The organism is Corynebacterium occultum (assembly GCF_009734425.1).
Lineage (GTDB): Bacteria > Actinomycetota > Actinomycetes > Mycobacteriales > Mycobacteriaceae > Corynebacterium > Corynebacterium occultum.
Map to the genome: position 1 here is coordinate 2,644,845 of NZ_CP046455.1, position 15,680 is coordinate 2,660,524.

Annotated in this window: 8 protein-coding genes; 2 read left to right on the plus strand and 6 right to left on the minus strand. The window is 64.7% G+C overall.

Annotated features, from left to right (window positions below; all coding sequences use genetic code 11):
- Positions 1-4 precede the first annotated feature (4 nt).
- The 5 genes from COCCU_RS12145 to COCCU_RS14745 form a co-directional block, all read right to left on the minus strand.
- Positions 5-2,377 (minus strand): hypothetical protein, encoded by a 2,373-nt coding sequence (locus COCCU_RS12145; RefSeq protein WP_156231843.1) that lies wholly within the window; start codon positions 2,375-2,377, stop codon positions 5-7.
- Positions 2,378-5,173, minus strand: a complete 2,796-nt coding sequence (locus COCCU_RS12150) for a DUF3611 family protein (protein WP_156231845.1) — start codon at positions 5,171-5,173, stop codon at positions 2,378-2,380. It abuts the gene before it with no gap.
- Positions 5,173-8,775: a tubulin-like doman-containing protein gene (locus tag COCCU_RS12155; RefSeq protein WP_156231847.1), complete on the minus strand. Its 3,603-nt coding sequence runs from the start codon at positions 8,773-8,775 to the stop codon at positions 5,173-5,175. Before COCCU_RS12155 ends, COCCU_RS12150 begins: the two co-directional genes overlap by 1 nt.
- A gap of 76 nt (positions 8,776-8,851) precedes the next feature.
- Entirely contained in the window at positions 8,852-11,533 is a 2,682-nt protein-coding gene (locus tag COCCU_RS12160; RefSeq protein ID WP_156231849.1) for a vWA domain-containing protein, read from the minus strand.
- The gene (locus COCCU_RS14745; RefSeq protein ID WP_231598766.1) at positions 11,530-11,841 is read right to left on the minus strand and encodes a hypothetical protein; all 312 of its coding nucleotides are present in this window, start codon (positions 11,839-11,841) and stop codon (positions 11,530-11,532) included. Before COCCU_RS14745 ends, COCCU_RS12160 begins: the two co-directional genes overlap by 4 nt.
- Before the next feature lie 651 nt (positions 11,842-12,492).
- Between COCCU_RS14745 and COCCU_RS12170 the strand changes: the two genes are divergently transcribed.
- Together COCCU_RS12170 and COCCU_RS12175 are read left to right on the plus strand one after the other, a co-directional pair.
- Complete coding sequence (locus tag COCCU_RS12170) at positions 12,493-13,875, plus strand: dipeptidase (protein ID WP_156231851.1); 1,383 nt, start codon at positions 12,493-12,495, stop codon at positions 13,873-13,875.
- A 200-nt stretch (positions 13,876-14,075) separates the two neighbouring features.
- Positions 14,076-14,663, plus strand: coding sequence for an acetyl-CoA acetyltransferase (locus COCCU_RS12175; RefSeq protein ID WP_231598767.1), 588 nt, complete (start codon positions 14,076-14,078; stop codon positions 14,661-14,663).
- Positions 14,664-14,670: 7 nt separating this feature from the next.
- On the opposite strand, the gene COCCU_RS12180 is transcribed toward COCCU_RS12175, so the two are convergent.
- Complete coding sequence (locus COCCU_RS12180; protein WP_197088358.1) at positions 14,671-15,420, minus strand: TVP38/TMEM64 family protein; 750 nt, start codon at positions 15,418-15,420, stop codon at positions 14,671-14,673.
- Positions 15,421-15,680 lie beyond the last annotated feature (260 nt).

Genomic DNA, 15,680 nt, shown 5'->3' on the forward strand with positions numbered 1-15,680 from the left:
CCCATCACCAGCCCCCTGGGTTGAAGTGCCGCATCCACTGATCCAGGGAGAGCTGTTCCGGATTCGGATCGATCAGGGCATTGACCTCCGCGCCGGGGGTGTTGTCATCGGTGAGGAAAAGGCGCAGAAAACCGGTGCGGTAGCGGGTGAACAGGTCCGGGTCCAACTCCCAGTACTCCACTTCCGGTTCCCCCTTTTTACGGAGGTTGAGAGTGCTGATCACCTGTTCAAAGTTGCTGCTTCCCTCACTGTTCTTCCGGGTCCAGATCGGCTGCCCGTCATCAGGTTCCAGGGGCAGACGATCATTGCGGACAACCAGGGTGAAGCTCCGGTATTCCGGGATCTCACGGTCACTGTAGATGGCCAGTGCCAGGCGGTTGTGGCCGTTGGCAACCAGTTTGTAGGAGAATTTCCGCAACCCGTTGTAGTGCAGGGTGGTGGGCTCTCCCCAGATTTTCTCGCCACCATAGGTGCGGCTGGGGTAGAGCAGCACCTTGCCGGGGTGGTTCAGCTGAATCCGCATCCCACCCTGCTCCGCATAGTTCTCCAGGGAGATGGTGCCGGCGATCGCGGTGACCGAGGGATCAAGTTTGCCCGGGGTCTGCCCGGACAGGTCTCCCACACCGGGTTCTGCGATCACGGCGGTGACATGGTGGGCCTGTTCCGGCCAACCGAAGGTCAGCAGCTGGGTACTCACCCGCTCATGAAGTTTGGCGTTACTGACCTGACCGCACCGCACCCAGGAATAGGACTTGCCCACCAGAGCCTGGTTGCCCACCACACTCACTGAGGTGATGAACAGTGAATACCAGTCTTCCGGCCAGTCCACGACAGAGGCGGTGTCGCCCTGATTCAGGAAGTTCGCCCGGTCCCGGTCCGGGAGGCCGAAGCCCTCCAGCTGTTCCACCTCCACGACCCGGTCCTGCAGACCATCGGCCGGTGGGTTTTCGGTCCGGTAGATCCGGACGTTGCCGGAGTGGGGTTGCTGCCAGCGGACATCGAATCGGGCATCGACACCGCTGCCGGCGGGGGTCACCTCGATCGGGACCTCCACCACCTCGGCGGGCATGGTGATGGTGAATTCCTCGGAGGGGGCCGAGGCAACCTCATTCCCACCGATCAACACGAAGCGTTCGGCGACGAACTTATAATCCACCCCGCGGTGTTCCGGGGTGAAGCGGAAACCCTCCCGGTTCCGTTCCTGCTTCACGATCTCATTCTGCGGGGAACGGATCCTGCGCTCGGTGGCTGGGGCGCGGAACACCGCGACCCGGTGGGTGTTCTCCACCGGTGCCCACTGGCCGGTGATCACCGAACCGGCGACAGAGAGGTCGATGTTGTCGATGGGGAGGATGAAGTAGCGCTCCCCCACCAGGCGGGGTTCGCTCTGCACCGCAGCAGATTCAGAGGACCCTTCGTACAGCCACACCTGGTAGACCCGGAAGGCCTTGCTCAGGGGATCAGAATCCACCCAACGGGTTTTCAGCGTGATTGCCCGGTCTTCACCGTGCTGCAGGTCCCGGGCGAATTCGCTTTCATCACTGAGTACCCGGTAAACCTGCACCGCAGCACCATCGTCGGGGACTGACCAGGACAATTCCAGAGAACCATCCGAGGTGGGGTTGATGTTCAGCTGGGCGCCCGGGACCTCGACGACCTCAGAGAAGAAGTCCAGGCCCCGGAACTGATGGGGCTGCCAGGAACTCAGGTGCCCCTCCAAGGGTGTCTCCGCGGGCTGCGGCTCCGGCTGGTAGGAGGAGTACTCCGGTTCCGGGATCCAGGTCTCTGCCGGTTTCACAGCAGGTTCCGGCTGAGGGGAGAAGTACTCCGGTTCAGGGTACTGCGCCTCCTGGTGCTGCGGCGATGCCGGTTCCGGGGTGGGTTCCGGCTGGTAGGAGGAGTACTCCGGTTCCGGGATGTCCGGCTCAGTGCCGAAGATGGGAGGGAATACCTGGTCAAGGTTCGCGTCCTGCTCAGTCTCGACCTCCGCCTCGTGGACCTCCTGCGGGGACGGCCACTGCTGATGCTGGGGCATGGGTTCAACCACCCCCTCATAAACCTGCTGCTGCGGAACCTCGGGAGAGGGCTGCACCTCACCGGCCACCACAGTCATGTCGGGTTCAAAAAGGCGCGGATCGCTGCGGGTGAGAATGGGATCGAGGTTGCCGATCAGGGCCAGAGCGCGGGCCCGACGCAGTGCGGAGGCCCACACCAGCAGTGCCGGGTGGTTGGTGCCCGGCTCCAGCTGGGAGGGGTCCTGGGCGGCGGCCAGCAGCTCCTGGCCGGAGGGCAGGCTCTCCACGGCATGGATGGTGCGGGCAGCCTTGTGCCACTGGTCGAAAGCCTCGAGTATCTGATACTCAGTGGAGTCTGACATCTAGAATTCCCCCGTTCCGGGCATCTGCTGTTCATTCGGGCGAAACTGGGTGGAAAATGGCTGGGCTTCGGTGCCCCGGCTCGGTGGCAGGTGATGTTCCTCGGTCGGCATCTGCGCGAGCAGTTCCGATGAGGCAGACTGCGAGAGCTGACTGCGGAAGGCGATGTCACTCTGCCCGGCAGTATGTCCGACCTGCACCAGCACCTCGCTGACACCGATGGCGTCGAAGGCGTTGGCGTGACGTTCATGGGTGCAGAAGTTCGGGTCCAGGGAAAGCACCCGACCCACCTGTCCGCTGGCGGAGGCGATCTCCCCGTGGAAGGAGCCGCTGGCCACGGAGTTGGCCAGGGGTGCCCGGTTGGGAGCCTCGGTCTTCTTCCCGTCCCGGTAGAACTGGAGGGAGGTCAACACTGCCGCCCCTTCATGGCGGGCGTCATTGGCCAACGCTGCGGTGATGGAGTTCCACTTGGGGGCGCTCCGATCCTGGGAGCGGAATTTCTCGCCGGCGATCCACTGGGAGAAACGTGCCAGATCACCACTGCTGCCCTGCCCGGTGGTGGCGAAGAGGTGGTCCACACCGATGGGGGTGTGGTTCTCGGCGGTGAAGCTGCGGGCGGCTTCCTTCATGCCGCCATCGACGTAGTCCTGCAGCCAACCCTGGCGGTAGAGCTTTCTGCGGAAGCCCACCGCCAACTGGCTCACGGTTTGTTCATCCGGGGTGGCCTCGGCGAAAAGCAGCGAGTCCGGCATCGTGTTCACCGGGATCGCGGCTTCCACCCTGGTGTGCTGGATCTTGCCGAAGGGGCGTTCCAGCAGGGTGCCGATGACCTGGGAGACGGAGAGGAACTGCTGGTAAGCGACATTGAGACGGCCGATCGTGTGTTTCGTGCGGCTGTGGTTTTCCAGCGCCACCGCCAGCCGGGATGCCACGTCACTGCGCTGGTTCCGGAGGCGGATATTGTCACGGGTCTCGAAGTAGACCTGCAGGATCCAGCACAACAGCCAGAGCGCCAACCAGATCCCGAAGAGCCAGGCCTTGGTGGAGGTCTCAGACTGGTTGAGGTGACGGACCCAGGTGCTCAACTCCATCACGGACTCAGCCCGCCAGTTCTCCACCCCCCAGACCAGGGCGAAGACAGCGGCCGACCAGAAGGTCACCCAACCCAGCCAGCGGAAGATCTTGCCCGCGCGCCCCGGGCCGGCAACCTCTTTCTTATCCTTTCTATAATGCTCGATCTGGGCCGCATAGTTGGCCTGCTGCTGGTGCTGCTGCTGGATCCGCTCCTGCAGTCCGCGGCCGACATGATAAGCGAAGCTCTGGGAATTCCGGCCCTGCCACTGCTGGAACTCACTGCGGACCTGGCCCATCTGGCGTTGCCCGACCTGGGTCTGGCTGCCCAACCGCTGCTCATACTCCTGCACCCCGACCACGTCATAGGGGGCGACCCGATGCTCACCGAGCACGCTGCGCAGCGCGTAGGGCAGCTCGGCACCGAAGTTCTCCTCTGGTCCCGGGATCACCTCAACAGCCTGCTTGGCCACGGTGAACCGGGAGGATGAACCGTCGTTGACAACGCTGGGCAGGCGGGCCTCGCCTTCCCCCACCAGCCGGGGTGCGGCATCGAGCAGACTCATGGCGGTGTTCTTGTAGGCCTCCCACAGGGGGCGTAGCTCAGCCGCGGCCCGCAGGTTGAGGTCGACCTGGGCAGGGTCCCGCTGGGCGGGGGTGTGGCCCGGGGCGTCGCTAAGCGAGTCGCCGCCCACCCGGATCCGCGAACCGGTTTCACCATAGATGGTGGACTGGACCGCGTCGGTGGCAAAGCTGCTGGACTCGGCGCGCACATCACCCCAGGCGCGGACCGGGGTGCTGATCATGTTCTTGAACCACTCACCCAGGAAACTCTTGAATCCGGCGGCGGCACTGGTGTTCCGGGTCCGCTCCACGGTCGGGCTCACCCGATCGCCGATCAGCTGGTCCTCAAATTTTTCGAGCAGACCCTGGGCCGCCTCAGCGGCGAAACCGGCCGGGTTCTGGGTGTGCTGGGCACTGATCTCCTGGCCTGGTCGCTCAATTCGGGGCAGCGGGTTCTCGCTGGTGTCCAGGATGCGGGACTTCAGCTGGGCCTGCACCGCCTGGCCGTCGATCCGGCGGTAGAAGGAACGCACCAGACGGAAGGTTTCACCGTGGTTGGGGGCCAGCTCACTCACCGGGGCGGATGTTGCACCCTCCCAGATACCGAAGAGACTGGCGATCCCAGCCGCACAGTGCAGGGTGAAACGGGGGTCGAGGTGGTCGTGGTAGTAGGCCACCGTCGAGGATTCCGGGCCGAGACTGTCCTCAGGGGCCAGCATCAGGTTGGTGTAGCCGTTGAGGATCGGCAACGGTGCGGCCAGGGGGGAATCAACCGCGGTGATCATCAGGTTGGTGCGGTGGATGCCCCGGCCCACGCTGAAGCTGCTCAGCGCATTATTCAGCGCGGTGATCTCCACCGCGGAGAGGATTCCGTCCTCGGCACCGATGACGTTGATGATGCCCAGGTGCATCCGGGAGGCCCCAGACTGGGAGACCAGGGAGTTGAAGGGGCGACGATTGATCTCCGGGGTGCCGTCCGCATTGACCCGCAGGTGGATGGCCTCAGAGGAAGGACTCACGAAGGCGTCGGCATCCACCCACACCAGATCCCGGATCAGGCCGGTGGCGGTGAAATCCTCCAGGGTCTGGCGGATGCCCTGTGCCAGTCGGCCCCGGCCCAGAAACACCGTCAGCGTGCTGTCAAGCCCAACAGGGGTGCTCATCAGAACTCACCGGCTCCGGGCAGGTCCGCTGCACCGGACTGGGCGGCGCGGGGATCGAAGGTGGGGACGAAACCGGTCTCGGCCTGGGGCGGGCCAGCCTGCAGGCAGGCCTCCAGGATGTTGATGATGTCGGCGGTCGCCTCGGTCACATCGGGAGCGATATCGGCGAAGACCGGCACCTTGGCGGACACCGAACGGTCGGTGATGTCGGCGAAGGGGCGATCCGCCGTGTTGAAGAGGCGTCCCTCCCCCAGCTTCGCACTGGGCACATAGGCCTGGGCGATCTCATGCTGACGCTGCAGCCAGGCCCTGGTGATCTCCAGGCGTTCCGCCGGGGTGGCACCGACACCCGTGCCGGCGATCTGGTTGACCTCACCGGCCATCCGCTCACCGTTGTAGAGCCACTCATGCAGCAGGCGACGCCCACGGGTGGTCCGTCCTCCCAGGGAAGGGCTGGGGGCGTCATCCCAGAGCTGACGCAACAGGATATAGGGCTGCACCGAACGGAAGAGGGGTTGCTCACCGGAGCGTGCCCAGGCCAGGGAGACCGACTCCAGCAGACTCGGCAACCAGTCCAGGCCGGCCCGAAAACGGGAGACCGGGGTCAGCAGCGGGGTGTCGAAGTTGACCCACTGCTTGCTCTGCTCCTCGTGGATCTGCACCGGGGTGGTGTCCGCGGTGTCCAGGGTCTCCGGGAAGTAGATCCGACCGATGATGCGACCGATATACCAGCCCTTGACCATGGCCAGCCGCTCCGTGTCGGTCATCGGCAGGGCGGCCGGCAGCGGGCGGGCCCGACGGCCGTTCCAGAACTCCGAGCGGGTGCCGGCAGTCTGGCGCCACTGCTTCTCGATGGGAGGCAGCAGGGAATCGAAGACGATCGGCACATAGTTGGGGTAGGAGCCGAAGATGTCGATGTGGCGTTCCTCACCCTGGTTGACCAGGGCACTGCCCAGCGGTTTGGTGATGTCCGCGGGGCGGTGGTTCGGGTAATCACGCACCGCCTGCTTCAGGGAATCACCCAGCTCATCACCACCGAAGGGGATCTGGGAGAAGTTGAACTCATAGCGCACCTCATCGTTATAGATGGCGCGCACCAGCTGGGTGTTGATCTGGGCCAGCGGCAGGGCGTAGGTCATCGCCTCACTGAACTTGCTCAGCACCTGCTGACGACGCGCCCCCCGCTCGCTCTCCGAAAGCCCCGGCGCGGTGACGAAATCCCGCAGCGAGCTGGAGATGAACTGCTGGAAGGAGAAACCGGGGCGGCGGATGTACTGGCGGGCACGCTCGAGCACCTCGGCGCTGCTGATGTTGAACTGGAAACGGGCGGGGCGGGGATCACGGTGTTCCCCGGAGTTCTCCGGGTCATAGGCCAGGTCGCGGGCAACCCAGACCTCAATCAGGCGGATCAGGTCCCGGGGGGCCGCCTCCGAGCCGGAGAGTGACTCCCAGTTGCCGCTGACCACGCGCTGGGCCGACACATTGAGGGCCTGTTCATAGTCGAAGTTGTGGATTTCCTCGGTCCGGGCGGACTGGGTGATGTCGGTGATGAACTGGCCGACGAAGGAGTCCACCTCCGTCAGGAAGACCTCGTTGGCGGCCTGGCTGAAGCGGGTGGGGACGGTGTTCTGAGACTCATCCGGCCACAGGGCGGGGACATTGGTCTTGAGCTGGGCGACGCCGAGGTCGGAGTCGCTGGTCTTGGTCATCGCATCCTCCAGATCGGCGTGGCCCATCTGGATGTTGCGCTGCAGCGGGGTGATGAAGTTGCTGACGAAGTCATGCAGCACGCTGGCCATGTGCTGGGCGATCATCGCCATCGCCCGGTTCCGCAGCTGGGGGGCGATCTTGGCCACGATCTCCTGCGTCCACTTGGTGGAGTCGTCGATCCGGCCGCGGTCACTTTCCAGGGCGGCGCGCTGGGTTTCATCCAGGACCACGGCCTGTGGGGCGCGGCGATCGGAGAGCTGGCGCAGCTCAGCGACCAGGTTGTCCTCGATCTTGTGGCGGATGTCGAGCAGCAGTGCACTGCCGTAGGGCACCCCGAACTTGGCGATTTCGGAACGCAGCAGCCCAAGCAGCCCTTCCTGGAGGATCCCGGCGCTGGCCCATTCGGCGACCCCGGAGTAGAGCTCCTGCCGTTGGTCATTGTCGACCATGCTGCTGCTGATCTGCAGGGCCCGGGTGACGTCGATGACCCATTCGGAACCACGCTTGTTCTGGGCGTTGGGGATCTGGTCCTGCACCACACCCATCATCCGCTGGGTCCATCTCTCCACGACCCCCTGGAACATCTGGTTGATCCAGCCCTCCGACTGGCCGGGCAGCGGCATGATGCGGTGGAGCTGATTGTCCAGACCATTGCGGTTATTGTCCAGGCGCTTCTTGATCTGCAGGTCGGCCGGGGATTCATCGCTCTTGTCATAGTGGCCGCGCAGCAGGCGTTCCACGGCGGAACGTGCCAGGCGCTGAGCGGCGTACTCGGCGTAGCGGTCACGGCCCATGGACAGCTGGGCGTAGCCGAGAGTGCCCCAGGGGACGTTCTTCGGTTCAGCCGTACCCCAGGCGAAACGGCTCTGGTCTGCGCTGGCACCGCCCCGGTTGCCGAGGGTGTAACGCTTGTAGTCCTCCAGGGCCCCGTCATCGGCGACCAGGGCCGCCAGCGCCCGGCCCAGGGCGCGGTAGACGGTGTCCGCCTGACCGTCGCCGAGCAGGGCACCATTCTCACCGGAACGCACACCCACCGGGAAGATACGTCCCACCGGGACGGAATCTCCTCCCACCGGAACTCCCAGCGCCTGGAAGATCCGCTGGTCCGACTCCGTGGCGGAACCCAGCTGGGCGGCCAGCAGTTCGGAGAACATCGCCAGGGCATTCGGGTTGGCACCGGCCACGGCATCCGGGGAAAGCTGGGAGAAGATGTCCGGGGTGACCATGAACAGGGAGGTGTTGCCCACGGCGATGCCCTCAAGGCCGGTCAGCAGGCGGCAGATATCCAATGCCATGGAGGCACCGGCACCGCCGGCCATGGAGGAGACGACGAACACCAGGGGTTGACTCTGGGAGCTGTCCGCACCGGAGGAGGTTTCGTTGTAGAGCTGGTTACGGAGGTCAGCCAGCTCACGGTCGGTTTCACCCGTGAAGAGCACATCCCAGGACTTGCGCAGCTCCTGCTGCACCTCCTGCAGCTTGCTCAGGATCAGCATGCGGCCGATTGAACGGTACTGGCCGGCGCCGGCACTGATGACGGTGGTCTCCGACTCCGGGTTGGGCAGCGCCCAGCTGGCGATGGTGCCCAGCTCGCGGCGGCTGCCCAGTTGGTTGGAGACGGCGGTGTCCACCGGGTAGTAACGCTCGGTGGAACCGCAGGAGATGTAGCGGCCCCCGGCCTCGGAGACGTTCGGCAGATTCGCGCCGGCGCTTTCCGGGCTGGTCGGCACATCCACCGAGACGAACTGCCAGGCCCGTGGCAGTTTCACGTCCTTGGGGCTGGGGTAACGTTCCGGCAGTTTCTCCGCCAGAGTGGTCTTGAGCTGATCCATCATATAGGCCAGGGTCTTGGCACCGGAGCCGCCGCAACCGACGACGAAAATTTTACGCATGATCCACTTTTTCCTTGACTGATATTGATGAAATTGAAAAATGCCCAGATATGTCTGTACAGGTTAGCCGGGGAGCTTAAGGGGTTCGCGGCGAACCGAAACCGCCACCCGGGTTAGGGCCACCCGGCCCACCGGAACCGAAACCACCACCCGGCCCACCAGAGCCGAAGCCACCACCAGGAGTAGGACCGTTTGGCCCACCGGAACCGAAGCCACCACCGAAGTTCGGCTGCGGGTACTCCGTCCCCGGCTGAGCCGGGGTGTCCCCGCCACCGGGGGCACCGGGGTTCGCATCGCCGGGCTGGGCCGGGACGTCGTCAAGTTCTTCCAGGAGCTGTTCCGCCAGGTTGGGGGCGTAGTGCGTGATGTCGTGGGTCAGCTCATTCAGCTGTCCCGGGTCGCTCGGCAGGTAGGGGAATGCCACCAGTTCCAGCTGTGCGGGTTCCCCACTGCGGGCGGCGAGGAACCAGCTGCCCTGAACCACCAGCGGCAGCTTCGCCCGACCCTGGTCCTGCTTGCCCTCACCACTGATGGAGGGCACATGTTCGACCACGGCAACCGGCTCAGCGAAGGGATTGAGCTGGAAGCTCTTGACCTGGACCTGGTAGCCGTCGGCGTGGAACTGTCCCTCGCTGATGTTGACCTGATTCTGCGCGGTGGTGCGGGAGTTCAGATCCGGCTGGTTCCGGCCCTCATAGGTGAGCAGACCATCCTTGTACTCCAGCGGGATGCGCACCGCTGCAAAAGCCTCCCGGGGGATCTTCGCGGTGAAGAAACGCACAGCGTAGAGCACCAGCAGCGGAATCAGCAGGGCCAGGAGCAGCGCGCTGATCAGGGCCGCCAGGAAGGTGGTGGTGTTGATGGGCACACTGACGCTGCCCTCGGTGGGCACTGCCACAGTGGCCTCGTTCGCCCCCTCCGGGTTCGCAATCTGCAACGGCAGGGAACCGTTGACCAGGCCATCGCGTAATTCGCTCAAGCTCAGGTCCACTGGGAAGGTGGTGGACTCATCCTCACCGAGCACCAGGGCATTATCCACACTGTTGTACTCGCTGCCGGCCGTGATGGACATCCCCTCGGGCAGAGTGCCCTGCAGCTGGGAGCCCTCCGGCAGCCACACCCTGCCCGGGCCGTTGACCGGGACATCCACGCTGAGGGTTTCCTCAGTGGCCTCGAAGTGGATTCCCCCCGGCAGCTGCGGCATATCCCGCTGGGTCAGGGAGAAGGAGGTGGCGCTCAGGATCGGGCTGAGGGAGGTGCCCGGGTTGCCGTCCGCCCCGGCGGTGGTGATCGTGGTCCGGGCGTTCAAGGAACCCAGGGCCGGCAGGTCCGTGATGGCATCCAACGCCACCTCCGCCTGGCCGGAAGAAAGGTCGAGATCCTCAGCCAACACCTGCGTCTCCGCATTATCGGCACGGGTGAAGCTCAGTTCCAGGCGTGCCTGCCCTTCCAGGGCGCGGGGGTTGCCATCCCGATCCACCAGCTGCAGCTGCAGCTGCTGATCATCACGCAGGTTCACTCCCCCCTCGGCCGGATTCTCGCCGGCGCCGAAACGCAGCTGCAGGTCGGGCTGGATCTCCACCGAGTTGAAGACCCGGCTGTCCACGGCCCCGGAATCAAAGTTCTGGAACTGCAGCTGCCAGACACCGGCCCAGTCCCCGCCCTCCGGCAGGGCCAGGGTGCCATCTGCCATCTGCACCGGGGTGCTCTCCGCCTCCCAGCCGACCTCCGCCGAATTCAGGGAACCGGAACCTGACTCCCGCAGCTCCACGGTCTCCCCATTCGGTGCGGTGAGCACCAGGTGGGCAGCAGGACCAAGATCATCCTTGGCGATCGCGGTGAAACGCACCGAATTCACCGAGTTATCCAGGGTGAAGGTGAAGGGTTCCCCGGCGCCGGTCTCCCCCATGGCCTCACCGCCGGTGGCCAGTGCCTCCCGGAAAGCCGCGAAGAGCCCACCGACATTGTCGGCGGTGAAGAAGGCACCATTGGGCGGCAGCTCACCACAGGTACCGGCCCCTTCGGTGATGGACTGCAGCAGACCGAAGTCGGAGGGGTTCTGGGGGGCGGAGAGACCGATGCCGATGTGGCTGACACCGGCGGACCGCAACCGGTCGCTGACCCCACCCGGGGCACAAAGCGCCTGCTCCGCGGCGTCGGCACCCTCAGCAGCGGTGAGCGCACCATCCGTGAAGGTCACCAGCATGCGGCAGGCATCACCCGAGGCGGAACGGGAGAAATCCTGGTAGGCACCATCGATGGCGGCGGCGTAGTTGGTGTACTGCTCATCGGTGCGCTCCGTGAAAGCCTGGATCTCGGCCTTGGTGTCCGCCACGGTGGCCTCGCTGAGCTCAGTCCACTCCCCGTAGTTCTCCGGGTCGGTGGCCCCTGACTTATAGGTCTGGCCGAAACCGGCGATCCGCACCGTGGTCCGGAAACCCTCATCACTCTGCTTGCTCAGCAGCTCCTCCACGAAGCTCTGGGCGGCGGGAACCCGGTTGTGTTCGACGTCCGCGCCGGGGCGGTCCTCGTGGATCTGTCCACCGCTGACCTCGTGGATCAGGGAGCCGGTCTCATCGATCATGATGATGAGATCAAGTGCCTTCTTATCGGAGATGCAGGCACCGACCTGGGAGAGGGAACCACTCGCGGGGGCCGGAATTCCGGGCTGTGCCAGGGCGCCCGGTGCAGCCACTGCAGTTATCAGGGTGGCGGCGGCGGCCACTGCCAGGGTCTTGAAGGATCTCACAGGGTTCATAGCTTTCCCGCCCACAGGGCGATATCAACGGCGGACCAGAGCACTGCGATCACCAGAGCGGCGACGGTGGCGTAGAAGATCCCCTTCTTCCAGTCGACATGGGAGTAGAAGCCGGAGGCCCGGCGTTTATTGTTCTCCGAGAAGTAGAGGCCGAGGCAGCTCACCCCCAGGAAACCCGATAAAAACCAGGCGACTATGGCGGTGATGCCGAAGGTGGTGTCCGTGGCAACCAGGGAACCGAAGGTGAGCCAGGCGTTGAGGATGATGCCGATCAACCCCAGGATGAGGCTGGGAGCCAGCCTTCCCACCGGGGCGGAGGTGGCACCACCACGTCCGCCGCCGGAGGGGGCGGCGGCGGGGGTTGGGGAATTCAGACCCGGCCCGCTTGAGGGCCCTGGCTGGGATCCGAAAGGGCCCCTGGAATTCGATGGGAAAGGGCTGCTCCCCGGCTGGCCGGGTCGGAAACCGGAGTCCCCCTGGGGGTTCTGTCCGAAACGGGGTGGCCCTGATCCGGCAGGTCCGAAACCAGACTGATCGAAGCTCGGCTGGCCCGAACCGGACTGGCCGGGGCCCTTACCTCCCGGTGAGGACCCGGCGGAATCTCCGGGAAAGGGTGTGAATCCTTGGGACATCAGCTGCTCCGGCATCACATAGAGGGAAAGGAAAATCATTCAACTATGCCAGAAAGCCTAGTTAATGGCAGGGACATTCTCAGTTTCGGAGGGGAATGGCACCGACATATATTCGAATATCGGCTCCTTCACCCCCCTGGATTTCATGCCAGGCGGCCAGCTTGAGGCCCCCTGGACCCCCAGCCCAGACAGTCCTTCCCGGAACCCACACCAAGGCCACCGGGAATTCCCCACCCCCAGCCAGCACGCCCCCTGAGTATCAGCCAGCCATGCCAACCCCACCGGGCCCCTGGGTTGCCCGGACTGGAAATCATTAGACTCGGGCGCATGAGCACACCCACGCATCTGCCCTTGTCCGCTGAAATCCGCACCCACGCCCTCACCCAGAAGGAGGAGGTGTTCCGCCAGCTTTCGGAGCTCGTGGCCTTCGATTCCGTCCATGGTGAATCCGGCCACGAGGAGGACTGTCGTTCCGCCGCCGCCTGGGTCAGTCAGGCGTTGACCGAGGCCGGGTTGACGGTGGATGAGATCGTCACCGCCGACGGCTCCATCGCCCTGGTGGGTCAGCGTCACATCTCCGCAGAGGCTCCGACGGTGTTGCTCTACTCCCATTATGATGTGGTTTTGGCTGGTGAGCGCACTAAGTGGCTCTCGGATCCCTTCACCCTCACGGAGCGTGAGGGCCGCTGGTACGGCCGGGGTTCGGCGGACTGCAAGGGCAACCTGGTGATGCACCTGGCTGCGCTGCGCACCCTGGAGCAGTTCGAGGAGACCCCGCGGGTGAACCTGAAGGTGCTGATCGAGGGCTCCGAGGAACAGGGTGGTGAGGGCCTGGACAAGCTGATCGCCGAACGTCCCGAGCTTTTCGCCGCCGACGCCATCCTCATCGCCGACACCGGTAACGCGGCCGTCGGCAAGCCCACCCTGACCACCAGCCTGCGCGGTGGGGCGCAGGTCACCGTCACCCTGAACACCCTGCGAACCCCGGTCCATTCGGGCATGTTCGGCGGTGCCGCCCCGGATGCCGTGGCCGCCCTGGTCCGCCTGCTGAACACGCTTCGCGACGAGCGGGGCCGCACCGTCATCGATGGTGTGGACACCAGCACCCGCTGGGAGGGTGAGCCCTATGATGCCGAGACCTTCCGCGCCGATGCGGGTGTGCTCGGGGGTGTGGAGCTGATGGGCGATGAGTCCGATTCGCCGGCTGATTTCGTCTGGGCACGGCCCTCGGTGACCATCACTGGTTTCACCTCCACCCCGGTTGCCGAGGCCGTGAATGCGGTGCCGGCCACCGCTTCCGCCCGGCTGAACCTGCGGGTCGGCCCCGGGACCTCCGCCGCGGACACCGCCGCGAAACTGGCTGAGCACCTGCGCCACAACACCCCCTGGGGTGCACTGGTGGAGGTGGAGGTCGCCGATGTCAACGAGCCTTTCAGCGCGGACACCTCCTCCCCCGCGCTTTCCCTGCTGGGCAAGGCACTGGCCAGCGCTTATGGCGCGGAGCAGACCGGCACCGTGGGTTCGGGTGGTTCCATCCCGCTGTGCACCGCCCTGCAGCAGGCGCACCCCGAGGCGGAGATCGCGCTCTTCGGGGTGGAGGAACCGCAGTCCACCATCCACTCCCCCAATGAGTCGGTGGACCCCTCAGAGATCCTCCATATCGCCGCCGCGGAGGCATTGTTCCTGCTCAACTACGGTGACCAGAACTAGGGTTTGCATTCTCATGTGATCTGAATTACCTTGGCTCACATGATCACGAACATTCTTCTTCAGCAGCGAGTAGCAGAGGCTACATACCCCAGCACGGGATAAGGACTGACTCCCCGTGCATGGGGCAGTAGTCGTTATAAATCTCGATCTGAAGAAGTCGGTCCAACCCCCTCATCCGCTTAAGAGCGAAGGACCGAAAAATGTTCACCAGCACCCCCACCACCGAGTTCCACACCCAGACCGAGTCCCAGGATCAGACTGAGTTCCTGCGCCAGACCGCGTCCCTGAACCCGAGCCAGCCGACCCGCACCCGCAGTGAAGATCCCCTGCAGAACCGCTTCGGCGCCCACCACCGCCTGCCCCGCGGCCTGCGCGAAGAGGCAGCCGGCATGGACTGGAACCTCTTCACCGCCACCTACGCCCCCAGCGCCAACATCCGTCTGCACCACCGCAAGATCGAGAAGCTGCGCGGCGGCCTGTACCGCTTCCACACCGAACTGATCCACAGCTCCAAGACCGCTGAGCCGCACACCGAGCGTCGTGAGCTGATCTCCACCGGCCCGACCTCCGCCTGCTCCACCCTGCTGGCTGAGGCCGGCTGCCGCACCGAGATCCTCAGCTTCCACCAGCTGGAGATCTTCGCGGCCACCGCCACCTTCCTGCAGGTCACCAATGACCGTCGCACTGTCTGGGCCATCGGTTTCGGCCCCAGCCCGGAGGCTTCGGTCACCGCCGCCATGAGCTCCGGTGCCCAGCGTCTCAATGACACGCAGCGCCTCTACAACTGATCAGCGCTTATCGACGCCCCGCTGGGCCGGGGCCTGCTCCGGCCTCCGCCTCCCGGCGGGCGTCCCGCCAGGTGAAATAACCCCATCCCGTCATCGCCAGCACCACCGCCCAGGCGACCCCGACGATCACCCCGTTGCTCAGATTCGGCTCGGAGATGAAATTACCGATGGCGATCAGGGAGACCTGGCCGGGGACTATGGCAATGCTGCTGGCCACCAGATAGTCACGGTGGTTGATGCCGAACACCCCGGCACCGTAGTTGACCGGCCAATAGGGCAGGCCGGGCATCACACGGAGCATGAACACCGCCTGGAATCCGGCACCCTCGAGATGCCCCTCCACCTTGGCCCCATAATCACCCAGGAGCTTCTTGACCGTTTCCTTGCCCAGGCCGCGGGCGATCCAGTAGGCACCCCAGCAACCCAGCAGGGCCCCGACCACCGACAACACACTGCCCACCACCACCCCGTAGAGCAGGCCACCCGCCAGCGCCATGATGGTGACCGGGATCGGGGTCAACGCAACCAGTGCGTAGAGCAGAATGAAACCCAAGAACCCGGCCCAGCCCAGCCCCTCCAACCAGGCCTGGATAACCTCCAGGTCCGGCAGGCGGACATTGAAGGCGAGCCAGAGCATCACCACCACGAAAACCAGCAGTCCGGCCCCGCGCAGCAGGGGGCCCCACTGGATTCCCGGCAGATTCGCCTCCGGGTTGGGGCTCTTCTCAGGTTCGGACACCTTCTCGGATTCAGACACAGTGTGAGGTTACACAGCCCTGACCTCGGGAGCCGGACCTGACCTCGGGGGCCCCTGAGTCTTCAGTTAATCTGAAAAATTTTCCGGCAATTTCTCAGCCTCCGACCACAGCACCAGATTTTCATGTTCAGCAGCTCAAACATGAACTTTTCGGGGAAACACAGAAGCACCATATAATACTGTCTTCTCGAGTTTCGACTACCACCCTTTCTAAACCACAGGTAGACTTCAATTTTGTTGGCCGCGCCCTTCTGACGCCG